General features: G+C 46.0%; 21 protein-coding genes. 15 read left to right on the forward strand and 6 right to left on the reverse strand.

Going from position 1 to position 22,927, the window contains the following annotated elements; translation table 11 throughout:
- The first annotated feature begins 11 nt into the window (after positions 1 to 11).
- The 7 genes from ACYVF1_RS11515 to ACYVF1_RS11545 all read left to right on the forward strand — a co-directional run bounded on the left by ACYVF1_RS11515 (position 12) and on the right by ACYVF1_RS11545 (position 6,003).
- On the forward strand, positions 12 to 320 hold the full coding sequence (locus ACYVF1_RS11515) for a DNA-directed RNA polymerase subunit omega (RefSeq protein WP_461078758.1): 309 nt from the start codon (positions 12 to 14) through the stop codon (positions 318 to 320).
- Between the two features lie 163 nt (positions 321 to 483).
- Positions 484 to 1,737 (forward strand): bifunctional phosphopantothenoylcysteine decarboxylase/phosphopantothenate--cysteine ligase CoaBC, encoded by a 1,254-nt coding sequence (coaBC, locus tag ACYVF1_RS11520; protein WP_461078760.1) that lies wholly within the window; start codon positions 484 to 486, stop codon positions 1,735 to 1,737.
- Positions 1,734 to 2,648: a type IX secretion system protein PorD gene (porD, locus tag ACYVF1_RS11525; protein ID WP_461078762.1), complete on the forward strand. Its 915-nt coding sequence runs from the start codon at positions 1,734 to 1,736 to the stop codon at positions 2,646 to 2,648. The genes coaBC and porD overlap by 4 nt, the downstream gene beginning before the upstream one ends.
- A gap of 101 nt (positions 2,649 to 2,749) precedes the next feature.
- On the forward strand, positions 2,750 to 4,423 hold the full coding sequence (recN, locus tag ACYVF1_RS11530) for a DNA repair protein RecN (protein WP_461078764.1): 1,674 nt from the start codon (positions 2,750 to 2,752) through the stop codon (positions 4,421 to 4,423).
- 74 nt (positions 4,424 to 4,497) lie between these two features.
- The gene (locus tag ACYVF1_RS11535; protein ID WP_461078766.1) at positions 4,498 to 4,950 is read left to right on the forward strand and encodes a viral A-type inclusion protein; all 453 of its coding nucleotides are present in this window, start codon (positions 4,498 to 4,500) and stop codon (positions 4,948 to 4,950) included.
- Complete coding sequence (locus tag ACYVF1_RS11540; protein ID WP_461078768.1) at positions 4,889 to 5,584, forward strand: SCO family protein; 696 nt, start codon at positions 4,889 to 4,891, stop codon at positions 5,582 to 5,584. Before ACYVF1_RS11535 ends, ACYVF1_RS11540 begins: the two co-directional genes overlap by 62 nt.
- The gene (locus tag ACYVF1_RS11545; RefSeq protein WP_461078770.1) at positions 5,581 to 6,003 is read left to right on the forward strand and encodes a c-type cytochrome; all 423 of its coding nucleotides are present in this window, start codon (positions 5,581 to 5,583) and stop codon (positions 6,001 to 6,003) included. Before ACYVF1_RS11540 ends, ACYVF1_RS11545 begins: the two co-directional genes overlap by 4 nt.
- A 38-nt stretch (positions 6,004 to 6,041) precedes the next feature.
- Here ACYVF1_RS11545 and lptC read toward each other — a convergent pair whose 3' ends face one another.
- The 3 genes from lptC to ACYVF1_RS11560 are packed head-to-tail and all read right to left on the reverse strand — an operon-like array spanning position 6,042 to position 8,725.
- Complete coding sequence (lptC, locus tag ACYVF1_RS11550; RefSeq protein ID WP_461078772.1) at positions 6,042 to 6,641, reverse strand: LPS export ABC transporter periplasmic protein LptC; 600 nt, start codon at positions 6,639 to 6,641, stop codon at positions 6,042 to 6,044.
- Between the two features lie 13 nt (positions 6,642 to 6,654).
- Entirely contained in the window at positions 6,655 to 7,956 is a 1,302-nt protein-coding gene (locus ACYVF1_RS11555; protein WP_461078774.1) for an OmpP1/FadL family transporter, read from the reverse strand.
- The gene (locus ACYVF1_RS11560) at positions 7,916 to 8,725 is read right to left on the reverse strand and encodes a type III pantothenate kinase (RefSeq protein ID WP_461078776.1); all 810 of its coding nucleotides are present in this window, start codon (positions 8,723 to 8,725) and stop codon (positions 7,916 to 7,918) included. The genes ACYVF1_RS11555 and ACYVF1_RS11560 overlap by 41 nt, the downstream gene beginning before the upstream one ends.
- Before the next feature lie 632 nt (positions 8,726 to 9,357).
- Between ACYVF1_RS11560 and rho the strand changes: the two genes are divergently transcribed.
- From rho to ACYVF1_RS11595, 7 genes are all read left to right on the forward strand, one after another.
- Positions 9,358 to 11,565 (forward strand): transcription termination factor Rho, encoded by a 2,208-nt coding sequence (rho, locus tag ACYVF1_RS11565; protein ID WP_461078778.1) that lies wholly within the window; start codon positions 9,358 to 9,360, stop codon positions 11,563 to 11,565.
- Positions 11,566 to 11,800: 235 nt separating this feature from the next.
- On the forward strand, positions 11,801 to 12,814 hold the full coding sequence (locus ACYVF1_RS11570) for an OmpA family protein (protein WP_461078780.1): 1,014 nt from the start codon (positions 11,801 to 11,803) through the stop codon (positions 12,812 to 12,814).
- A gap of 295 nt (positions 12,815 to 13,109) precedes the next feature.
- Positions 13,110 to 14,954 (forward strand): sensor histidine kinase, encoded by a 1,845-nt coding sequence (locus ACYVF1_RS11575; protein WP_461078782.1) that lies wholly within the window; start codon positions 13,110 to 13,112, stop codon positions 14,952 to 14,954.
- Positions 14,917 to 15,543, forward strand: a complete 627-nt coding sequence (locus ACYVF1_RS11580; protein ID WP_461078784.1) for a response regulator — start codon at positions 14,917 to 14,919, stop codon at positions 15,541 to 15,543. The genes ACYVF1_RS11575 and ACYVF1_RS11580 overlap by 38 nt, the downstream gene beginning before the upstream one ends.
- A gap of 91 nt (positions 15,544 to 15,634) precedes the next feature.
- Entirely contained in the window at positions 15,635 to 16,519 is an 885-nt protein-coding gene (locus tag ACYVF1_RS11585; protein ID WP_461078786.1) for a sterol desaturase family protein, read from the forward strand.
- Positions 16,512 to 16,715 carry a hypothetical protein gene (locus tag ACYVF1_RS11590; protein ID WP_461078788.1) on the forward strand — a complete coding sequence of 68 codons (204 nt, stop codon included), beginning with the start codon at positions 16,512 to 16,514 and terminating at the stop codon, positions 16,713 to 16,715. Before ACYVF1_RS11585 ends, ACYVF1_RS11590 begins: the two co-directional genes overlap by 8 nt.
- 50 nt (positions 16,716 to 16,765) lie before the next feature.
- Complete coding sequence (locus ACYVF1_RS11595) at positions 16,766 to 17,476, forward strand: hypothetical protein (RefSeq protein WP_461078790.1); 711 nt, start codon at positions 16,766 to 16,768, stop codon at positions 17,474 to 17,476.
- On the opposite strand, the gene ACYVF1_RS11600 is transcribed toward ACYVF1_RS11595, so the two are convergent.
- Positions 17,473 to 17,778 (reverse strand): GNAT family N-acetyltransferase, encoded by a 306-nt coding sequence (locus ACYVF1_RS11600; RefSeq protein ID WP_461078792.1) that lies wholly within the window; start codon positions 17,776 to 17,778, stop codon positions 17,473 to 17,475. The genes ACYVF1_RS11595 and ACYVF1_RS11600 overlap by 4 nt on opposite strands.
- Positions 17,779 to 17,867: 89 nt before the next feature.
- Between ACYVF1_RS11600 and ACYVF1_RS11605 the strand changes: the two genes are divergently transcribed.
- A complete protein-coding gene (locus ACYVF1_RS11605; RefSeq protein ID WP_461078794.1) occupies positions 17,868 to 18,239 on the forward strand; it encodes an immunity 8 family protein in 372 nt (123 codons plus the stop codon).
- A gap of 58 nt (positions 18,240 to 18,297) precedes the next feature.
- Here ACYVF1_RS11605 and ACYVF1_RS11610 read toward each other — a convergent pair whose 3' ends face one another.
- Positions 18,298 to 19,731 (reverse strand): TolC family protein, encoded by a 1,434-nt coding sequence (locus ACYVF1_RS11610; protein ID WP_461078796.1) that lies wholly within the window; start codon positions 19,729 to 19,731, stop codon positions 18,298 to 18,300.
- Positions 19,724 to 22,927 carry an efflux RND transporter permease subunit gene (locus tag ACYVF1_RS11615; protein WP_461078798.1) on the reverse strand — a complete coding sequence of 1,068 codons (3,204 nt, stop codon included), beginning with the start codon at positions 22,925 to 22,927 and terminating at the stop codon, positions 19,724 to 19,726. The genes ACYVF1_RS11610 and ACYVF1_RS11615 overlap by 8 nt, the downstream gene beginning before the upstream one ends.

Consider the following 22,927-nt stretch of genomic DNA (forward strand, 5'->3'; position numbering starts at 1 on the left):
GCAACTATATTATGGCAACCAATCAATCTATCATTACCCGCGATAACGATAAAATTGCGGCTCATACTGGCAACCTGTACGAATCAGTTGCGATTATTTCGAAACGTGCCCGGCAGATAGCTACTAAAAACAAAGAAGAACTGAGCAACAAACTATCGGAGTTCGTTTCAGCCGTCGATAACCTCGAAGAAGTATTCGAAAATCGTGAACAAATCGAAATTTCGAAGTTTTACGAGCGGATGCCGAAACCTACATCAATCGCTACTGACGAATTTTTGGAAGGTAAAATTTACTGGCGTTACAACGACGAGCAGCAGTAGTAGTATCAGCAGGTATTCTGTTTACAAAACCGCATGGTACGTCGCCGTGCGGTTTTGGCGTTTTAGTTATTATTCTCTGTTTCAAGTTCCAGACGATCTTCAACTTTATTAACTTGTTGGGATAATCTGGGCTACTAAACAAGGAATCTGAAACATCTTTTTCGTGAAAGGCAAACGCGTTCTTCTTGGGGTATCTGGCAGCATTTCCGCGTATAAATCGGCCCTGCTCGTCCGTCTGCTGGTAAAAGCTGGAGCTGAGGTTCAAGTAGTTATGACCGAGTCAGCCAAAGCATTTATTACTCCTTTAACGCTTGCTACGTTGTCGAAGCGCTCTGTTTTGTCTTCGTTTGTAGGTTCTGAAAAGGAGAGCGATGGTCGATGGAACAACCACGTAGAATTAGGCTTATGGGCCGACGTAATGGTAATTGCTCCGGCATCGGCACATACACTGGCTCGTTGCGCTATGGGTTTATGCAATGATCTTCTATCAGCTATTTATTTATCGGCCCGTTGTCCGGTTTATTTTGCTCCTGCAATGGACGTCGATATGTATCGGCATCCAACGACAGTTGAGAATCTACGGCGGCTGGCTTCTTTTGGTAACCATATTATTGAGGCTGAGCATGGTGAGTTAGCGAGTGGGCTAGTTGGCGAAGGCCGTTTAGCCGAACCAGGGACCATTGTGCAAGTGCTACGTGATTTCTGGGATAAATCGGACGTAATAGAAGAAAATACCGCAAAGATGGCTCCCGCTACGTTAGATTCTTTACGTGGGAAACGAGTACTGATTACCGCAGGTCCAACCCAGGAAGCGATTGATCCGGTACGTTACATCAGTAATCATTCGACCGGGAAAATGGGATATGCCATTGCAAAAGCCTTTTCCCAAGCGGGAGCCAACGTAACGCTTGTCAGTGGACCCACTGCGTTGCCCCTCCCCGCCCCGACTGTACACCGTATAGATGTTCGTTCGGCACAGCAAATGTTTGAGGCTGCTCTGGCTCATTTTGATCAAGCCAACGTAGTAGTATTAAGTGCAGCTGTAGCTGATTACACACCTGCACATCCAGCCGATCAGAAAATCAAAAAAAAGGAGTCTGTTTTTTCGTTGGAGTTAACTAAAACAACCGACATTGCAGCTACGTTAGGAACAAAGAAACAGCCGGACCAATTGATGATGGGGTTCGCGCTGGAAACCGACAACGAACTAGCTAATGCTCTCAAGAAACTGCACAGTAAAAATTTAGACTGGATTGTCTTAAATTCACTGCGAGATCCAGGTGCGGGTTTCGGGCACAATACCAACAAAATTACTGTTATTGATAAGGACGAACAAATTCATGAATTTGCGCTGAAATCGAAAGACGAAGTGGCACAGGATTTGGTCGTACTAGTAGCGAAAAAACTTGCTGTATGAAACAGGTAGTCTGCTTATTTTTTCTGATTGGTTGCGTATTTTCAGCCCGGGCTCAAGAGCTTAACTGCCAGATAACCATTAATTCTGACCAGTTATTTGCCCAGCAGAAAACCGATTTTTCGTATGTAAATCAGTTAAAGGGCATTATCACGGAATTCATGAACAACCGGCGCTGGACTAATGACCAGTTTGCCGTTGCAGAACGTATTAACTGTTCACTCTCTATTAACCTTATTAAGTCGCTGACGCAGGGCGCTTTCGAAGCTACAGCTCAAATAACTGTGACCCGGCCTGTCTACGGAACGAATTATGAAACTACTGTTTTTAGTTATGTAGATCGGGCTTTTAATTTTGTTTATCTGCCAACTACACCTGTGTATTTCCGTGACAATCAATTCACTGACGATTTAACTTCGCTACTGGCCTTCTATGCTAATATCATTCTCGCGGTTGATTATGATACGTTCGGAAAGCAAGGTGGGAATCCCTACGTTCAGCGGGCTTTTGCAATTACCAATCTGGCTCAGCAAGGGTCGCCTAATGGCGCATGGCAAACCGGTGGTGACCGTCGGAATCGGTACTGGCTGATTGAAAATATGCAAAATCAACAACTAATCCCGTTTCGCGAAGGGATGTATACGTATCACCGCATGGGTCTCGATGTTTTCGCATCCAATCCAGTACAGATTCGTAAACAAATGCTAACCTTTCTCAGCACGATCCGTACCATTGGCTTGCAATTGCCTAACTCGGTGTTAATCAACTCTTTTTTCGATGCGAAATCGCAGGAGCTGTACAACGTTTTTTACGAAGGAACGCCGACGGAACGTAAACAGGCATTTGATTTACTGTCGTACCTAGATCCGGCCAAAACAGAAAACTACAGAAAATTAATCACCTTAGGACAGTGAACTGCCAATAAATGAATACGGTGAAATGATTAGTGTATAATTATCAACTGATAAACATTAATCGTAATACATTATTCATTTACTTATGCCTTAGTCATTATATGCTCTCCCATTTATTGATAAAAAATTACGCCCTGATTGATGAGCTTTCCCTCAGCCCCAATCGGGGTTTAAACATCATTACGGGTGAAACAGGTGCGGGAAAATCCATCATGTTGGGAGCCATCGGTTTATTACTGGGTAACCGGGCCGATACACGCGTCCTCTACAATCCCGAAAAAAAGTGCGTAATAGAAGGCACATTTGGCGTTTCGGGGTATATCATCGAACAAATTTTTGAAGATGAAGAGTTGGATTATTCCGATGTATGTATCGTCCGTCGGGAAATCAGCGTAAGTGGCAAATCGCGGGCGTTTGTCAATGATACTCCCGTTAATTTGGAAACGCTACGTCGGGTAACAAGCCAGATGATGGATATTCACTCACAGCACGATTCGGTGTTGCTTGGCTCTAATGAATATCAGTTGGAAATTGTTGATACGTATGCTCAGAACGACAATCTGCTACGTAGCTATCATACTGATTACCAACTCTATCGATCAAAAAAAACGCTTTATGACCAGCTTCAGTCTGAAGCGGCAGCCATGCGTAAGGAGTTCGATTATAACAATTTTTTGTACGAAGAACTCGTAAAAGCGCAGCTACAGCCTGATGAACAGGAATCGCTCGAACAGGAATTGACGATTCTGGAAAATGCTGAAGAAATTAAAGAAAGACTTCAACTGGCCTACGAATATTTAGACAATACGGAACAGTCAGTTATTGACTTTTTAAAAGGTGCAGTCAGTAATCTGGCTTACATCAGCAAGCTATCAGATCAGTATGAGCAGTTACAGCAGCGGGCGCAAAGTAGCCTTATCGAACTACGTGATTTGGCCGACGAAATCAGTACTGAACAGGACCACGTCGAAGTAGATGATACGCGTGCCGAAACCATTCGTGAGCGGCTAAATCTGATTTACCAGCTTCAAACAAAACATCAGATAAAGGACGTAAACGGACTGATTGCGTTACGTAACGAACTCGGCCAAAAAGTAAGCAAGGTGCTGAACCTGGATGATGCTTTAGCTGAAGCCAAAGCGGCTGCTACGTTAGCCTACACGCAGCTTCAGGTTAGTGCTGAAACGTTGTCGGCTTCGAGGCAGACCGTTTTGCGCCCTATCGAAACCGAGATTGGGGGGCTGTTATTCGATCTAGGAATGCCCAATGCATCACTTCAGATAGCTGCGGAAACTGGAAAGCCAACAGCAACGGGTGTAGACACCATTACGTTCCTGTTCAGTGCCAACAAAGGCGTCAAACCACAACAACTGAAAAACGTAGCTTCTGGTGGTGAATTCTCACGGCTGATGATGGCTATCAAGTATATTCTAGCCAGTAAGCGGTCGTTGCCAACCATTGTTTTCGACGAAATTGACACGGGCGTTTCAGGTGAGATTGCTATTAAAATGGGGAATATGATGCGTGATATGGCTCATAGCCACCAGATTATTGCCATTACCCACTTACATCAAATTGCGGGTCAGGGTGTTGAGCATTACTTTGTCTACAAAGACAATTCGTCGGATAAGACCGTTAGCCGTATAAAAAAATTGACGCTGGAAGAACGTATCCAGGAAATCGCGCAGATGATTGGCGGCAAGAATCCGTCGGCCAGCGCTCTCAAAAATGCCCGCGAAATGCTGAAACAGCGTGCTATTCCGGCTACCAAATGAAACTAAAATCGTTCTTTTGCCGTCCCTCCTGCGTCAGGATGACAAAAGAACGAATCTATAATTTAATCACTTCTATGAGAAAATTTAACTTAGCCCTGGCAGGCTTTCTTCTTATCACCGCTGGTTTTGAGTCCTGTAAATCCGGTGACGATATAAAGGAAGCTGAAAATGAAGTGTTTGCGCTCCATGACGAAGTTATGCCCAAAATGGACGACATTATGCGGCTTCAGAAACAACTGAATCAACGCGTAGCAGCGATCGACAGCGTTAAAGAAACCGGCTCGGCAACCACAACGCTACGAACCAGCGAAGAAAAAGCACAGGCCAGCCGCTTGCTTTTAAACTTAAACGTAGCGGATAGCCTGATGAGGGGCTGGATGGACCATTATAATGGCGATACGTTGGCTAAACTGTCGTCGGATGATGCGCTACGTTATTTGAGTGATCAAAAAGAAAAAATTACCGATGTTAAAACAAAAGTTAAATCCAGTATTGACCAGGCTACGCAGTTTCTACAAAAAAAGTAACGGCACTACGTTACTGCTTATCCTGACAACGCTTTTACTACGTTGTACTTCATCCGATGATAAACTTCCGATTCTGGGAGAACGAGAAGCCGTTACTAAAACAGTTGACGGCAAGACAGTTATAGATTCTGTCTATCATAGCATTCCTGACTTCAAATTTGTCAGTCAGTATGGCGATACCGTCACGGCTAAAACAGTAACGGGAAAAATATACGTAGCGGATTTTTTCTTTACGACCTGCCCGACTATCTGCCCCAAAATGAAAGTGCAGTTGAAGCGAGTTTACGAAAAATTCAAGGGTAACCCGAACGTAATGCTATTGTCGCATACCATAGACCCGGCCCACGACTCGGTCTCGGTGCTTAACCAATTTGCCAAAGATCTGGGCGTAACTGATCACCAATGGCTGTTTGTGACGGGCGATCGTGAGAAGATTTATGACATTGGCCAGGGCAGCTATATGGTTACGGCACAGGAAGATAGCTCTGCTCCTGGTGGTGTTGTGCATAGTGGAGCATTCATTCTCGTTGATAAAGAACGGCACATCCGGGGCATTTACGATGGTACCACTGAGGCCGGTGTTGATAAGTTAATTAATGATATGAATCGGCTCCTGGCCGAATACAAATCATGAAGTATAATTTTCCTGGCCTTTTCACAATTATTCTCGTTCTCACGACTGTGTTTGCCTGTCAGAGCGAAGAGGAAATCAAGCGGCAACGATACATTACAGAAGGCATTCTTATTTACAAAAATAATTGCGCCAACTGCCACCAATCGAAAGGGGAAGGGCTGGCAGCACTCTATCCGCCACTGTCAGGTTCCGATTATCTGGATGATAAACACAGTGTTATCTGCCTTATTCGTTACGGTCAGAAAGGACCAATTGTAGTCAATGGTAAAACGTATAACCACCCCATGCCAGCTCAGCCGCAACTTAGCGATTTAGAAGTAGCCGAGCTTGTTACGTACATCTACAACGAATGGGGAAATGAAAAAAAGTTGATAAACGTCACCGACGTAACGCCGATTTTGAACGAGTGTAAAAAGTAATTGAAGGGACTCTTATCACTCAAGCAGTTGGAGGCTCCTTAAATTCCTCCTTCCATATTGAAAATTCCGGTTGGCTTGCGGATAGAGTATTGGGAAAAATCTTGATTGGCATCGAGCCCGACGCCGTACAGTTTCTCTCCGGTCTGCTGACTGAGTACGGTCACTCGCTTATCTGTGTATACTTTTTTTGAAACTGGGTTCCAGGTGAGTTCAGGCGTAAGTAGTTTTTCCTGTTTCTGCTTATTGATAACCACTACGTTACCCATTACCGTGTACAAATCTTTTACCCGATCATAGCGGCCTGAATCAGAACGTAACGTAGTTACCTCATCGCCGGTTGGTCCATAAAATACAATATTGACAGGCTTAGGGTATTTTCGATTGTCGTTTTCGTACCGATACTGCTTGGCCGTAGTCAGCTTCACTTTCAGCATAGCATTCTCGCTATACAGCAGCTTTACGTCGTTGATTTCTTCAATAGGTCCAGTGTACCGGGCGACGTTTTTAATTTTTTTGGGTTCCTCGCAGGCAAGCAGTAAATAATTAAAAATGACTAATGAGCAATAAAAAGTCCAACGAAACCAAACAGGAAGCTTCTTACTCTTTAGGGCAATTATATTGCATTCGTCATTCATCATTCAACAATCTTGTTTAGTCGACCACTTGCTTGCGGAACCACCAGTCGTTTAGGGAGAAGCCCAGTGCAAATCGCACGTACTGTTCCCGAATTTGTGTTCCTGTTAAGACGCCACGCTGGCCGCCAACGATAGATAGTGTTACGTGGTTGACTAAATAAGCACCCAATGGTAACGATAAACCGATACTGCCGTTTATGTCTGTGATCTGGGAACCGTTGACGCGATAAGGCATTTGATTATACTGAAAACCAGCTCGGTACGTAATCAAATCACGGTAACGCATGGAACTGGCTTTAGGTGTGTATTCGATACCAGCGGCTATGTTCATAGCATCAACAAGATTTCCTGGTTTATTGTCGGCCGTGCGGTAGCGACCCCACTGCTGAAACCCTACGTCAACACCAAATACCAACGTATTGTTTCTTTCCAGACTAATGCCGAAGCGAGCCTGTTGCGGCAACGTTACCTGACCATTCGAGTTGAGTCGAATGGTATCCGGGGCTGCCAGGGCCTGGCCCGCCAGCGTTGTTTGCTGATAAATATCGGTTTGACGCGCGTTGATACGTGTCTGTGGGTCATACGTAGCACCTACGTTCAGCGTCCAGGCTTCGGTTAGTTTCGGGCGCCAGGCAGCTCCTAAACGCCATACGATATCGCTATATGTTGTCCGGCTCAGGCGATTCACCCGTAAATCTTCGGAACTGATATAAGCGCGGGAGTCGGATGAGTGGGTTATGTTTCCGAAAAGAAACGAAGCATCTACACCAGCGTAGATATTTTTCGTCAGACGGAAACCATTTCCAAGCGTAGCTTTATTCAGCCCGCCTTCTCCTTTATAATTGTATTCTGCCGAGAAGTTAGTGCCAGGAACAAGCTCTTTTTGTTGCGTATTATAGTTAACGAACGTATAAGGTCGCAGGCCCAACGATATATTCCAGCGGGAATTGGCCGGGAAAGCCAATGCCAGATAGCCTAAGTTCCCCCCTGAATTACGTTGACTTTGTCGGCCATTATTAATATTTTGACTTAAGCCTTTCGATTGAGCTATTAGTCCTACTTCAAAAACCGTAAATCGCGACCGACGCGCTAATAACGCTGGATTCTGAAGATTTAAGTAAAACGGGCTGGCGTTACTCACACCAACGCCCCCCATACCCATATTGGTTACGTTACCTTCGCTATACGTATCGCCAATTCCCAGAGCAGAATAGGGCGAGTTACCCAAACTCTGCGCCCATACTGCCGGCGATGTTGCGGCAACAGCCAGCAAACTACTACTTATTATCTGGCGTACCTGTCTGTAAATTCTCAACATTATGACGTAAAATTCGATTCAACCCAATCAGCACGAGTTCGGGAACTACAAATATCGGGGGTTTCAGACGACTTTCAAAAAACGAAGCATCACCCCCACACACCAAAACCACTACGCTTGGCCACGTTGACCGATAGTATTCTATGAGTCCATTCAGTTCAAACAGCATCCCATTGAGAACACCGCTCTCCATTGCCTGCCGCGTATTCCTGGCTATCACAACTGGCCAATCCGCTGCTACGTCTGTACTCGTTACCTCAATCATTGGCAAACGAGCAGTCTGCTCATGCATCGCCCGAAAGCGCATCCGTACCCCCGGCGAAATCAGTCCACCCTGAAACGTAGCATCGGCGTCAACAAAATCGGCGGTTAAACAAGTACCCAAATCTAGCACCAGACACGGTTCGCCTGGAAATAAAGTAACGGCCCCGACTGCTGCTGCCACCCGATCTGCCCCTAACGTAGCGGGCGTATCGTAAGCCTTTCGTATGGGCACGGCCGTTTGCGAATTCAGTATCAGAATAGCGGCCTGCAAATCCGTTAGCTGAGTACGAATTTCTTCAGCGGGGCGGCTTGTCGACGACACAATCACCTGCTTCACGCTACGTTGCTTTATATCAGCGAATAACGTATCAATAGACACGTATCGTTTTGTTTCCAGCAGGGTTGCTCCATCGAACCAACCTATTTTCAAACTCGAATTTCCCCAGTCGATCACCAGATTCAGCGGTGATGACGTAGCAGTGGGAGATTTGCGTTCCAATTCCATGAATACTTGAACAGCCAACGTTGATTTCGGCCACAAAATTTGTAAATCTGTGGCGAATTAAGTTTTTTTAACGACAGAAACAGTTCGGGCCTGTTATTTGTATATGTATTAGTGACTGACGGGTCGTACACCGGAACTTGGCAGGCAAGTTTATCTCTGAAAAGTGTTTATTAATTTAAGCTGATTGGGGAAACATTTGCCTAACAATAACGTTATCTTGACAAAACCGGAACAAACTAGTACATTTGTTTCCATCAAGCTAGCGCGGCAGGTAGTGCTTTTTGAAAGCCGTAACTCATATTCAGCAGTAATACCTACGGCAGACCAGCGCAACATCGCATCGTCGTTTTCTAATTAGTTTGACAACCGGCCTGTCTGGCCCCACCAGAACATTAGGTTCGGAATCATAAAATCATCCCAGTTTAAAATTTTGGTTCTTTTTTCACTACGTAATTACCTGAATCTGTGAAGGTTAATTTTATTAACCACTCAGTGTTCCTACTTGATGGACCGCTGTACTACCTGATTTTCCGCCAGTCAATCAAAACAGTCTTTTCTTATTTCAACAAGTCCCAATTTCCATCCTTACCGCTCCAACGGTCCTTTAAAGGTTTATCGCTAACCTGACCTCTATGTATAACAAGGAAGATTTAAGTATGAAACTCCTCTCGGAGCTTCAACCAATTGCCGCTGAATTTGGTATTCGCGACACAGCTAAATACACAAAAGAAAAACTTATTCTGAAAATTTTAGGCGAACAGGCGCTTCGACCCGGACCGGAAGAAACGGCTCCCGTTGTCGAAACTCCGCGCAAAGGTCGTCGCACGAAAACAACCGAAGCCGTCATTGAAACGCCTACACCGGTAAGCCCACCAGTTGATATAACGCCGGAAGCTTCGGAAACACCGAAACCTCGTGGTCGTACCCGCCGGGAAACTGCTCCGAAAGCCGTTGAAACTACCGACGTAGCACCAACTCCCGTTGATGAGCCTGTCGTGCTAACGCCAGAGCCTGAAGTTATTGCTACGTCTGAGCCAGTGGTTACTTCGTCTGAACCTAGTACGTTGCCAACCGAAACGCCGGAACAACAGCCTCGTATGCCGCGCTCCCGTATCGATGAGCCACGGCCAAACAACCAACAACTCCGTAACCGGAACGATAATGGCCGTGATGGTGGTCAAACAAATTCGGGGGATTCTAATACACCATCGAACGACCGGAATTTCCGCCCCGGTTCTCCACGCAACGAACGGAACGGGCGGCCTGATTATAACCAGTCACGTCCTTCACGACCTGATGGAAATGGTCAACGCGACAACAATCGGCAACGATTTGAGCCCAACCGTGAAGGCGGCCAACGCGATACTGGGCCACGCGACGGCGGTCAGCGGGATAATAATCAGCGCAGGGATCAGCGGCCTCGTACCCAACGTGTGGCAAATGATGAGCTAACGCTAAATTTTGGCGCACATCACGATGACGAGTTTCTGACGCCAACCGTTATTTCGGCCGACACAGCTCCAAATATTGAGCCTACAAACGCTCCTGTAAATGTAACTCAGCCGGCGGTTGAAGCGCAGGAAAATCCTGAAAATCAGCCTGTGCAACCCGGTCAACCCGAAACGAATCAGGCCGGTCAGCCTAATCTAACCGGTCCTTCTCGTGAAGCGCAGGAATACCAGAATCGCATCCGTCGACAGTATAATCAGCACATCCGGGAGTTCGACGGCATTATTGATAATGAGGGCGTACTGGAAATTATGCAGGATGGCGGATACGGGTTCCTTCGTTCGGCTGATTATAACTACCTGGCCAGCCCCGACGATATTTACGTATCGCCTTCGCAGATTAAACTGTTTGGCCTGAAAACAGGTGATACGGTACGTGGAGCCATTCGCCCACCGAAAGAAGGTGAAAAATATTTTGCCCTGCTACGTGTTTCGACCGTAAATGGGAAAACGACGGAAGAAATTCGTGATCGGATTCCGTTTGAATACCTGACTCCGCTTTTCCCCGACGAACATCTTCGGTTGAGCAACCGTCCTGAAAACTATTCATCGCGCGTTTTGGACCTGTTCGCCCCTATCGGGAAAGGCCAGCGTGGGATGATTGTGGCCCAGCCTAAAACGGGTAAAACGGTACTACTTAAGGAGATAGCCAATGCCATCACGCAAAACCATCCCGAAGTTTACCTGATTGTGTTGCTGATTGACGAACGTCCGGAAGAGGTGACCGACATGGCACGTAGTGTAAATGCTGAAGTGATTTCTTCTACGTTCGATGAGCAGGCCGACCGGCACGTAAAAGTTTCGAGTATGGTGTTGGAAAAAGCCAAACGGATGGTTGAATGTGGTCACGACGTAGTAATTCTGCTCGACTCCATTACACGTCTGGCACGTGCTTACAATACTGTTGTTCCCTCCTCGGGTAAAATTCTATCGGGCGGTGTAGATGCCAACGCTTTGCACCGACCCAAGCGATTCTTCGGTGCCGCTCGGAACGTAGAGAATGGCGGTTCGCTGACAATTATTGCTACCGCTCTGATCGACACAGGTTCGAAAATGGACGAAGTGATTTTCGAAGAATTCAAAGGAACCGGTAATATGGAGCTTCAGCTCGACCGAAAACTAGCCAACAAGCGAATTTATCCGGCTGTCGACGTACTGTCATCCGGAACACGTCGTGAAGATTTGTTGCTGGACAAAGAAACGCTGCAACGTGTCTGGATTCTTCGTAAACACATGGCCGATATGAATCCAATGGAAACGATGGATTTCCTGCTCGATCGTATGAAAGGCACCCGTACAAACGAAGAGTTCCTCATTTCAATGAACCGATAGTTCATTAATTATATACCAATAACTAAAAAGGCGAGACTGCTACGTAGCAGTCTCGCCTTTTTTTAATCAAGAATTAATAGTACTGGTAAAACGAATACATTCTTTTGCGGGCGAGCGATGCTTAACTACATCATTATGAGCCTATTTTACCATTTGGGTTTATCGATAAGATACGTGTTGCTACGTTCAGTTGTTCATTCCATTCACAACTTATCAAGCCTATTCCTATTTCTTCATGAAACACTTTCTGGCAGGCCTTCTCCTGCTTCCTCTCCCCTGCCTGGCTCAGGACATCAAAGCGTATCAGAATTACGACTTTGTGGCTGGCGACAAAATTATTTTTGCCGATGATCTGGCCGATTCTCCGTTAGGGGAATTCGATCTACATTGGAAACTCATTGAGGGACAAGCGGTTGTTAATAAAGCGGGCGACGAAAAAGCTTTCTTTATAACTAAATATTATACCAAAGTGGCTCCTCGGTTAAAAACACCAGCCTATTTACCCAAAAACTTTACCGCTGAATTCGACAGTTATCTCGATGAGTCCTACGACAGTAACGAAGGCATTTACATTCAATTTTTGAATGGCGCAGAACCCGTTGTGAGTATTAGATCAAACCGTGATTATTCGGTGTTTGATGGTCCTAATACTAAACTGAATGGCGAATACCCTAAAGCTATTGCAGCCGAAAATTACCTTAATAAGTGGCACCACTACGCTATTGCTGTGCAAGATAACCAGGTGAAAATTTACTGCGATCAGTACCGAGTGCTGGTCGTACCTGAAGTTATTTTTAAAGCCACTTCGCTGTTAGTCGGTGGCGATGCCAGCGATGGCAAGAACATGATGTTCCGCAATTTTAAGCTGGCTGCCGGGGGCGGTATGAATTTGATCAGCAAAGCCTTTACAGATGGGAAATACGTTTCGCACGGCATCCTGTTCGACGTGAATAAAGCGACATTGAAACCACAGTCGATGGGCGAAATCAACGCCATTGTGAATGCCTTGACTGCTAACCCTAGTCTGAAGGTTGAAATTAGCGGCCACACCGATTCAGACGGTGACGACGCTAGCAACCTGAAGCTTTCAGAAGCTCGATCTAACACTGTTAAGTCGCAGCTTGTATCAATGGGTATTGACAGTAACAGACTCACTACCAAGGGGTATGGCAAAACAAAACCCATTGCCGATAATGCTACGTTCGAGGGAAAAGCCAAGAACCGCCGTGTCGAATTTGTGAAGCAATAATACCATCAATTAGGTAAAAAAAAGCCGCGCCAACTAGAACAGGCACGGCTTTTTATGCTTTACGGAGCTACTATCTTCACTTACCTAGATAACTCCTACTTGACGACGATACAAAAATGGTGTGGATAGAATGTCTAATAAGTCGTACAGAGTTCGTCAAATTAATCTTTCAGTTGTGTGGATAATGCTTTATCAATACAAAATTCGCCTTCTAATGATTGACAGACAATCCCCCTAAAGGGGGATTTTTTTATCTAAGAATCTGCTTTCTTTTGTGGTACTAAAACCAACCCGTATGCGAAGGCTTATTCTAGGTCTTTTATTTTCATTACTCGTTTTCCATAGCCGGGCGCAACCTTGTGTTTATTTAGACAGCCTTACTACCGGCTCATATGTGTCGGACTGTCTGATGGCTTTCACCGACTCTCTTGGCACCCGCACTATTAATCAACTCGATCTGAACAAGTTTAAACCGGTAGGCTCACATCAGCCTAATTTTGGTACAGATGGGCTTGTACATTGGCTCACATTTACTTGCCAAAACACGACCAACAGCGTCCGCCAGTTTATACTGGAAGTTGACATCGTGTATGCCGATGAAATGAGTTTTTACGTACTGGATGGGCAAAAAATCACTAAGAAAATAGAACATGACAGCTGGCATATCCCGCTCTGGGATCGGGAAATCCCCTCACGCTATTTTGCCTTTCCGCTTCATCTTCAGGCGCATCAGTCAGCACGAGTGTTCATAAAAGCGCAGGAACGTAGTGGTACGTTAATTACACCCATCCGAATCTGGGAGAAACCTGCCTACGAATATTATCATGCCACTGAAACTACGGTCTTGCTGCTACCCGCCATTATACTTCTCTTTATTGCGACGGCTGGTTTGTTATTGTTTTTGACATCGAGGAATGTTATCTGGCTCTATTACGCTATTCAGGCTTTCGGGACGGCAATTTATAATCTGAATATCGAAGGTATGATGGCTCATTACGCACCCGAGCCGTTTAATCAGATAAAAGGCTATGCGCTGGGCGTTTCGATGAGCTATATCGCTAACCTGCTTTTCACCCAGCAATACGTCTACAAACGACTCCCTAAACCGATTCCGTGGCTTAAATGTGCCTGCTATTCCGTCATTGGTATACAGATTTGCTGGTTTTTATACGTGCTTTTAACGCCTTTTCAGGAACGTAATGCCGATATAGCGCTGATTCTAACGGGCTTTACCGCTGGTTTTACATTCGTTTACCTGCTCGTCTGCCTGGTTGCAGGGAGTTATGAAGCCCGCTCGTATATGGTCGCGATTGCACCGTTTTTGTTTATTGTGGTGGTTCGCGTGCTGGATAGTGCCGACCTCATTACTACGCAGGACTGGCATTATTACCTCCGTTACTACGCCCCATTATTCGAGATTATCGTGTTGGGAATCGGCACTATTCAGCAATTGATCCGTGAGCGAGAAGCCACCCTGATCCAATTAAGTCGTGCAGAACGTGAAATCATAACCGCTCAGGATGCTGAGCGTCAACGTATTGCCGCCGATTTACACGATGACCTTGGAGGTGTTATTGCCACCATTAATCACCAGCTTACCCAAAGTCTCTACGCAAAGACATTAGCAGAGCTACAGGACAAAGTGGCTGACATTCAAGCCATTTCAGCCCAGGCCGGTGATAAGGTACGTAGCATTGCTCATAACCTGATGCCACCAGACTTTGAGCGACTTGGCTTGGTTGAGAGCGTACAGCAACTGGTACGTTCGTTGAACGACACACGATTCCAGTTTGCTACGTTTGGCGAACCCAGGCGCCTTTCACCTGAAATTGAATTGAACGCGTATCGAATTTTGTCAGAACTGATTCATAATGTTCACAAACATGCTCAGGCTCAGCAGGTTTTAGTGCAATTATTATTTCATACCGATGGTATAAGCCTGGAAGTTGACGATGATGGTGTTGGACATAAGATCACAGAAAATGCAGGAAGATCGACCGGAATCGGATTGAAAAATATATCTTCAAGGGTCAATTATCTAAATGCTCGCTGGCACACCGATACCAGCGAGCAGGGTACGACCACCCTTATTGAGATTCCTTATGAGTACGTCTCAGGTAAGTATTCTGATCGCCGATGACCATCGCATGTTTAATGACGCTGTTGTCAGCATGTTACGTCCTATTTTTGGACCAATCTGGCAGGTTTTCGATGGTTCTGACCTAACCTATGCAATCCAGAGACACAATCCTGAGTTACTGCTTCTTGACATTAATTTGCCGAATCTCAACGGATTGGAAGCGGCACGTATCATTCGTCAGACTGTACCGAGCTTACGAATCATTCTAGTTACAATGTACAACCATGTTCATTTTGTAGCTGAAGCAAAAGCACTTGGCTTAGAAGGGTACTTGTTGAAAGATTCGCCTTCGGAAGTGCTCATTCAGGGAATTCATTCCGTATTGGCAGGCAACTATTTCTTCGATCCCAAACTCCAGAAATTACCCGATTCATCCGACGATTTTGTAAAAGGCGCCATGCTGTCCCGGCGCGAAAAAGAGGTTATTCAGGGGCTGGTTTCCGGGAAAACCGCCGAGCAGATTGCCGATGATCTATCCATCGCCTTTGAAACTGTAAAAAGCCATCGTAAAAACATTTATTTGAAGTTAGGGATCAACAGTATTGTTGAGCTTGTACGTATTAGTCGTTCCCAAGGCTGGGCGAAATAAGCTACGAGGCTGCTGATACAAGAATACGAGAATAGGCGGTAGCAGGATCATCACTCTTTATTCCTTAACTTGCATAAAAGTCAGAAAAAGTATGAGGGATTTGATTCAGTACGCCATTCCGGGTTTTGTCATTCTGTTGGTTGCTGAAGTCATTGTAACGGCTAAACAGCAGAAAGATTATTACGACGCCAAAGACACGGCCAGCAGTCTATCGATGGGTATTGGCAACGTTATCATCGGGTTTGTCGGGAAACTAATTGTTTTTGGTACCTATTCGTTGGTGTATAAATTTCGGCTGTTTACCGTCGACATGACCCAATGGTGGGCGTGGGTAATCTTATTTTTTGCCGACGATTTTAGCTATTACTGGTTTCATCGAATCAGTCACAGCAGCCGATATTTCTGGGCATCGCACGTAGTGCACCACTCGTCAATGAAATATAATCTTGGCACGGCGCTACGTCAGACCTGGACGGGTAATATTTCAGGAGCATTTGTTTTCTGGATATGGCTTCCCTTGATTGGATTTTCGCCAGTGGCCGTCATGACCATGCAGTCAATCAGTCTGTTGTATCAGTTCTGGATTCATACAGAGCACATCAACAAATTTCCGTCTCCCATCGAATTTATCTTCAATACCCCCTCGCACCACCGGGTGCACCATGGTTCCGATCTGGATTATCTGGATAAAAATCACGCGGGTATACTCATCATCTGGGACCGTCTTTTCGGTACGTTCCAGGACGAACATAAGCGGCCGACGTACGGACTAACGACGAATATCAATACGTTTAATCCGGTACGTATTGCCTTTCACGAATGGGCGGCTATTGGGCGGGATGTCCGTCGGGCGGGTTCTTTCGGTGCAGCTATCGGTTACATTTTCGGACCGCCGGGTTGGAGTCATGATGGGTCGCGTAAAACAACGAAGCAATTACGAGCAGAAAAGACTTCAGAATCAGTATTACATGAATAAAATTCTACAAACACTAATTGCTATCAGCATGGTAATTACCTGGATAGCTACATTTTTTATCGCTTTCGGTTCTCCAAGTCTCCTTGGCAAAACGTCCATTTTAGCGAGCGGCCTATTGATAAACGTAGTACTGGGAATTGTCCACAGTTTCGTTAAAACGCGGGCTGGTAGTTTTCAGGAATGGCTGAGCAGCTAATCAATCAATTTTTTTAACCCAGTACCCCATTTTTCAGTTAGTAAGGCACTATGGTTGCTGCCTTTCTTATAGCCTGCAATTTACTGATTGCCAGCAGTGATACGTTAATACCGACCGACTCGGCACGTCTAAAACGGCCGAAGCTGTCCCCTGCCTTCAACCTTGATTTTCGCGATTCATTTCTTGAACAGCAACACGTCAACGTTTGGGGTGTAAACGCCGGTATTCAATTTGGCCTGAAACGACACCAGATTACGCTCGGGTATTACTGGATTAGCTACGCTACGTATCTGCGCCTGATCAACTGGAGCCGAGCAGCCTCCCGACGTATCAATCTGGATTATTATACCCGCACCGATATGTGGTTTATGAGCCTTTTGTACTGGTTCAACATCACCAATAATCAAAAGTGGCAAGTCAGTATTCCCGTCGAGCTGGGCGGTGGAGTGGCCAACGCCATTCCGCTAAATCTTCGGGAAGAAACGCCGAGAGACCGGAGCCGCCGTGATTTTTTTGTTCCCTTGCAGGCAGGTGCTTATGCCCAATGGCGAGCCACCCGCTGGGTTGGCCTGAGTGCGCAGTTGGGTTACCGACTTTCCGTTTTTCAGACGGCTATCGATCAGAACTTTAACGGCACCTATTACAGCATAGGCGTTACGATCTACCCTGCGATAGTTACCGACCTATGGCGCTGGATACGAAAAGGTGACCGGATTTCGCCCGTTCACCCTCCGCAGCCTCGAAAATTACCAACTCTCTAAAAATCATTAACCGAATACGTAGTAGAAACCACCCGGTTCCAGTCGGGATGCCGTTTTAGGTAAGCGGAAACGAACGGGCAGAGTGGTACGATTTTAAGGTTGTGATCTTCAATATAGTGCAGTACGCCATCTACAAGCTTCGAACCAATACCACGCCCCTCCAGGCTGGGGTCTACTTCGGTGTGCGTTAGCGCTAACGTATCGTCATCTACTTTGTGGTAAGCCACAATGGAAAGTTTGCCATCGGTTTCTAATTCGAATCGGTGTCGTTGTGAGTTGTGCTGAATGCTGGAAGATTCCATTATGTTCGTTTATTTGTTATTCTCACTACGTAAAAATAAGGGTAGTTGTTCAACACGATCAGCGTATTTTGTATTAACGCTCAACATCTATGAAACCAATTATTGTAAGCTGCGACTCGTCTGATGTTATTGATTTCTTCGACTATCAACCTGAAGTTCATGACGATTTTGGCTTTCCACTTAATCTGACCATCGGGATTGAGGGGCAAGAAGGAGCCAATAATTTTCAGCTCATGGTGGCTACGCCGAAGTATATTCAGCGAACGCATCCTAACCAGTCGGCTGTTCTGCTACGTCATTATCTGGTTGTATTTCAGTATGATTTCAATGAGATTCTGGATATAATTAATAACTACGTTCGTTCGATTGAAGAAGATTCCTGGGAAAAAGTAGCCGAAAAAATTGGCAGGATTGCTCAATGGGAATTTGAGGATTATAAACCGTTTGTCGAACCTATATAAAAAACGCCCACTATTAATCAGTGAGCGTTTTCAATATCAGCAACGTAGCGTTTCTTACTTATCGCCAGCCGCCACCCAAGGCGCGGTACGTATTGACAACTGCGTTCAACTGCTGCATCCGAGTTTCGAGTAGCTCCATTCTGGCATCTAGTACGTCGCGCTGGGTCAGCAGAACTTCCATATAATCGGCTCTGGCTGAAGTAAATAACTTAACCGATATGCTGCTCGACTGGGTAAGTGCCTGCACCTGGCTGTTCTTCGTATTGTACTTTTTTTCCAGGTTATCCATGTTCGACAACTGATTAACCACTTCGATGTAGGCACGTAGCACCGTCCGCTCGTAATCGTAAACAGCCTGAATCTGTTTGGCGCTGGCACTTTTGTAAGTAGCCGTGATAGCGTTTTTATTGACCAGTGGTCCAGTTAAATCACCTAACAAAGACGCAAATAATGATTCGGGCAGATTTGCCAAATAGATTGGATTGTAGGCCATCACACCTAACTCGGCCGTAAGACGTAGCGACGGGTAGAAATTGGCTCTCGCTACGGTCACATCGATTTTGGAAGCCTGCAGCCGTAATTCAGCCTGTCTAACATCCGGTCGATTTTCCAGTAATTGAGTAGGTACGCCAGCCTGAACTTTAGCAGGTATTAAGGTGCCGAAATTCTGAGAATCACGCTGAACAGGTTGCGGAAACCGACCAACCAGGAAATTAATCCGGTTTTCTGTCTCAACAATCCGCTGCTGAATTTCGTACTGAAGGCTCTGTGTTTTGTACACTTCGGCCTCAAACCGACGTACTGCCAGTTCCGTTACTTTGGCCGCTTCCTTCTCTTGCTTGATAATGGACAGGGCATTATTCAGAATTACAAGGTTCTGCTGTATTATAGTCAACTGATTATCAAGCGACATCAACTCATAATACGAAGTAGAAATTTCGGAAACCAGATTGATAACCTGGAAATTCCGCCCCTCAACAGAACTTAAGTAGTTGAGAACAGCCGATTTCTTCGCATTCCGCAGTTTGTGCCAGATGTCGACTTCCCAGCTGGCGAAGGCCCCAAAATACGAATTGGGCAAAATGGTTGGCGTAGGCTTACCGGGTTTGATTTCCGACATCTCATCCGCGGCCCCTTTACTGGTGTAGCGAGATACTTTTTCAGCGCCACTTCCGCCACCTAACGTAACAAACGGTTGATATTCCCCCGTCCGGGCCAATACTTCGTTACTGGAAATCTGAATTTCCTGCAACGTAATATTTAACTCCTGATTGTTACGTAAAGCCGTATCAATCAGAGTTATCAGATTAGGGTCGGTGAAATACGCCCGCCATGCCGTTTTTGCACTATTGGTTGAGTCCTGCGAGTTGTTATAACTCGCAGGCACTGCTCTATTTTCGGTTTTCTGAATCAGCCGGGGTACACTACAGCTGACACTCATTAGGGTAATAACTATTATCCCTAACCCGTTCGCTATTAATTTTTTAGTCATTGACTTCGCTTTCTTCAGGTTGCGGAAAATGGTCTACTGAATGAACCAGGCTATCGGTTAACGAATCGTCTTCTTCACCTTTAATCAGTTGTCGGCCATCTGCCAGATTACCAAATATGTAGTACAATCCAGGGATGATAATGACTCCAAAAACGGTTCCGAATAACATGCCGCCCATCGCTGAAGCACCAATGGTACGGTTACCAATAGCACCGGCACCGGTTGCAATAATCAGTGGTATCAAACCGGCTACGAAGGCGAATGAGGTCATCAAGATCGGGCGGAAACGAACTCTGGCCCCTTCGATGGCTGCGTTCAGAATCGTTTCGCCCTGCTGGCGTTTCTGAACGGCAAATTCCACGATCAGTACAGCGTTTTTACCCAACAGACCAACCAGCATAATAAGACCAATCTGGGCGTAGATGTTGTTTTCCAGCCCCATCAGCTTGAGCAGCAGGAACGAACCAAATACCCCAACCGGCAGCGAAAAAACAACGGCTAACGGAATGATAAAGCTCTCATACTGAGCAGCTAATACCAGATAAACGAAGGCTAATACAATCAGGAACACGTACAGCGACTCATTGCCCCGAATCGATTCGTCGTAAGAAAGACCTTCGAACGCGATGTCGTATCCACGTGGCAGTGTCTTGGCGGCTACTTCCCGGATGGCGGCAATAGCATCAGCCGTCGTAAATCCTTTCGCGGGAAGCCCCTGAATAGCAGCCGAGTTGTACAAGTTGAACCGGGTAATCTCGTTCGGCCCTTGTCCTTTTTTCAGCTTCATGAACGACGAGTAAGGCACCATTTCACCCGCTTCGTTTTTCACGAAAAGCTTCAACAGATCAGACGGAAGTCTACGGAAACTTGGGTCAGATTGTACATACACTTTAAAGAACTGGTTGAACTTAATAAACCCTTGTTCGTACGTACTACCGATCATGATGTTGAGGTTATCCATCGCTTTGCCGATAGACACGCCCTTCTGCATGGCCAGCTGATTATCAATCTCCAGCTCGTATTGCGGATAGTTCGCAGCAAAGAAAGAGAACAAGCCCGTCAGCTCTTTCCGCTTCGCCAGATTATCCATGAACTCCTTCTGGATTTTATCAAACTCCTGATAATCAGTATCAGATGTTTTGTCCAACAAACGCATTGAGAAACCACCCGACGTACCAAATCCTGGAATGGCTGGTGGCTCGAAGAATTCGACCGTGGCTCCGAGATCTTTCGATTTCACCTCCAGCTCTTCCATGATCTCTTTCACGTTCTTATCCCGCTCCGACCAGGGTTTCAGGTTGATCAGACACGTACCAGCATTTGAACCCCGGCCTTCCGTCATGATTTCATAGCCAGCCAGCGAAGAAATCGACTCAATTCCTGGCACCTCTTCACATATTTTCTGAAGGTGTCGCGAAACCTGGTTTGTTTTTTCCAACGTAGAGCCTGGGGGCGTCTGTATGATCGCGTAAATCGTACTCTGGTCTTCGTTCGGGATAAAGCCCGCTGGCAAAACCTGATTCTCGTAAACGATACCGGCGCAGAAAGCAGCTAAGACAATGAACGTAACAACTCTACGGTTGACGATTAATTTCAGCAAGCCAACGTAGCGCCCGGTCATTTTATCGAAACCCCGGTTGAAACTATCGATTCCTCTTGACAGGAAGTTTTTCTTGCGCTCGTGTCCATGATGATTTTTTAACAGCATGGCACACAATACAGGCGTAAGCGTCAGAGCGATCAGGGCGGAAATCACGATGGAACTTGCCATCGTAATCGAGAATTGCCGATAGAACGTACCAACCGGCCCCGACATGAACGAGATGGGCAGGAATACTGACACCATCACCAACGTAATGGCAATAATGGCACCGCTGATTTCACCAAGCACTTTCCGTACCGCACCAAAGGGCGTAATATGCGGCTCTTCTTCCATCTTGGCGTGCACGGCTTCCACCACCACAATGGCATCATCGACCACAATACCGATAGCCAGTACCAGCGCAAAAAGTGTAATTAAGTTGATGGAAAGCCCAAACGCCTGAATCACAAAAAACGCCCCAACCAACGATACCGGAACCGCCAGAATCGGAATTAACGTAGAGCGCCAGTCGCCCAGGAAGATGAACACCACCAGAGCAACAAGCAAAAACGCGTCACGTAGCGTGTGAATAACCTGTTCGATAGAGGCATCCAGAAACTGCGATACGTCGTAACTGATTTTATAGTCCATCCCCGGAGGAAAGGAACTTTTCATTACGTCGAGCTTCTTTTTTACTTCGTCAATTACCTCACTGGCGTTACTACCATAGTTTTGACGTAGCACGATCGCTGCCGAAGCATGACCATCGAGGTTGGAATAAATATCAAAGAATTCACTACCTAATTCAACTTTGGCGATATCCCTCAAGTGGATACTTTCACCCTCGGCATTGGCTCGGATAATGATACTCTCATATTCTTTCGGCTCGTTATAACGTCCTTTATACGTCAGTACGTATTCCAGCGATTGAGCTGCGATACCGGAACTTTGACCGATCCGGCCAGGACGACCGATGATACTTTGCTCGCCCAACGCCTTCATCACTTCTTCTACCGAAATATTATAGGCCCGCATGCGGTCAGGGTTTAGCCAGACGCGCATTGCATAACGGCGACTACCTAGTATTTGCGCCCGCGCTACCCCTCTGGTCCGCTGAATTTCAGGGATCATTTTAACGGTAGCGTAGTTGAACAGAAATTTTTCGTCAATGCTCTCATTCTTTGAATAGAGGTTGACGTACATCAACATACTGGGCTGAATAGGCGTAATGATAACCCCCTCACGTTGAACCAGTTCTGGCAAAAGCGGCATTACCTGGTCCACCCTTGTTTTCACCCTGATAACGGCGTCGTTCGGGTCGGTTCCGGGTTCAAAAATGATACGTAGAGTAGCTTCACCGGCGCTGGTTGCGTCAGTAGCAATATAACGCATATCCTGAACCCCGTTTATGGCCTGTTCCAACGTAATAAGGGTAGATTTCACCAGTACGTCGGCGCTGGAACCGGGATAGGCAATAAAAATATTAACGGTCGTAGGGGCAATATCCGGAAACTGAGAAATAGGCAATTGCCTGATAGCCAGCACACCGATAAAGACGATCATGACCGATATGACAATAGCGAATACAGGTCTGCGTATGAATTTACTAAACAT

The organism is Spirosoma flavus (genome assembly GCF_054778555.1).

Coding starts and splice junctions, on each gene's coding strand:
- ACYVF1_RS11515 (WP_461078758.1), top strand. CDS start 12: ATGGCAACCAATCAATCTATCATTACCCGCGATAACGATAAAATTGCG.
- porD (WP_461078762.1), top strand. CDS start 1,734: ATGAAACAGGTAGTCTGCTTATTTTTTCTGATTGGTTGCGTATTTTCA.
- recN (WP_461078764.1), top strand. CDS start 2,750: ATGCTCTCCCATTTATTGATAAAAAATTACGCCCTGATTGATGAGCTT.
- ACYVF1_RS11535 (WP_461078766.1), top strand. CDS start 4,498: ATGAGAAAATTTAACTTAGCCCTGGCAGGCTTTCTTCTTATCACCGCT.
- ACYVF1_RS11540 (WP_461078768.1), top strand. CDS start 4,889: ATGTTAAAACAAAAGTTAAATCCAGTATTGACCAGGCTACGCAGTTTC.
- ACYVF1_RS11545 (WP_461078770.1), top strand. CDS start 5,581: ATGAAGTATAATTTTCCTGGCCTTTTCACAATTATTCTCGTTCTCACG.
- lptC (WP_461078772.1), bottom strand. CDS start 6,641: ATGATGAATGACGAATGCAATATAATTGCCCTAAAGAGTAAGAAGCTT.
- ACYVF1_RS11555 (WP_461078774.1), bottom strand. CDS start 7,956: ATGTTGAGAATTTACAGACAGGTACGCCAGATAATAAGTAGTAGTTTG.
- ACYVF1_RS11560 (WP_461078776.1), bottom strand. CDS start 8,725: ATGGAATTGGAACGCAAATCTCCCACTGCTACGTCATCACCGCTGAAT.
- rho (WP_461078778.1), top strand. CDS start 9,358: ATGTATAACAAGGAAGATTTAAGTATGAAACTCCTCTCGGAGCTTCAA.
- ACYVF1_RS11570 (WP_461078780.1), top strand. CDS start 11,801: ATGAAACACTTTCTGGCAGGCCTTCTCCTGCTTCCTCTCCCCTGCCTG.
- ACYVF1_RS11575 (WP_461078782.1), top strand. CDS start 13,110: ATGCGAAGGCTTATTCTAGGTCTTTTATTTTCATTACTCGTTTTCCAT.
- ACYVF1_RS11580 (WP_461078784.1), top strand. CDS start 14,917: ATGAGTACGTCTCAGGTAAGTATTCTGATCGCCGATGACCATCGCATG.
- ACYVF1_RS11585 (WP_461078786.1), top strand. CDS start 15,635: ATGAGGGATTTGATTCAGTACGCCATTCCGGGTTTTGTCATTCTGTTG.
- ACYVF1_RS11590 (WP_461078788.1), top strand. CDS start 16,512: ATGAATAAAATTCTACAAACACTAATTGCTATCAGCATGGTAATTACC.
- ACYVF1_RS11595 (WP_461078790.1), top strand. CDS start 16,766: ATGGTTGCTGCCTTTCTTATAGCCTGCAATTTACTGATTGCCAGCAGT.
- ACYVF1_RS11600 (WP_461078792.1), bottom strand. CDS start 17,778: ATGGAATCTTCCAGCATTCAGCACAACTCACAACGACACCGATTCGAA.
- ACYVF1_RS11605 (WP_461078794.1), top strand. CDS start 17,868: ATGAAACCAATTATTGTAAGCTGCGACTCGTCTGATGTTATTGATTTC.
- ACYVF1_RS11610 (WP_461078796.1), bottom strand. CDS start 19,731: ATGACTAAAAAATTAATAGCGAACGGGTTAGGGATAATAGTTATTACC.
- ACYVF1_RS11615 (WP_461078798.1), bottom strand. CDS start 22,927: ATGTTTAGTAAATTCATACGCAGACCTGTATTCGCTATTGTCATATCG.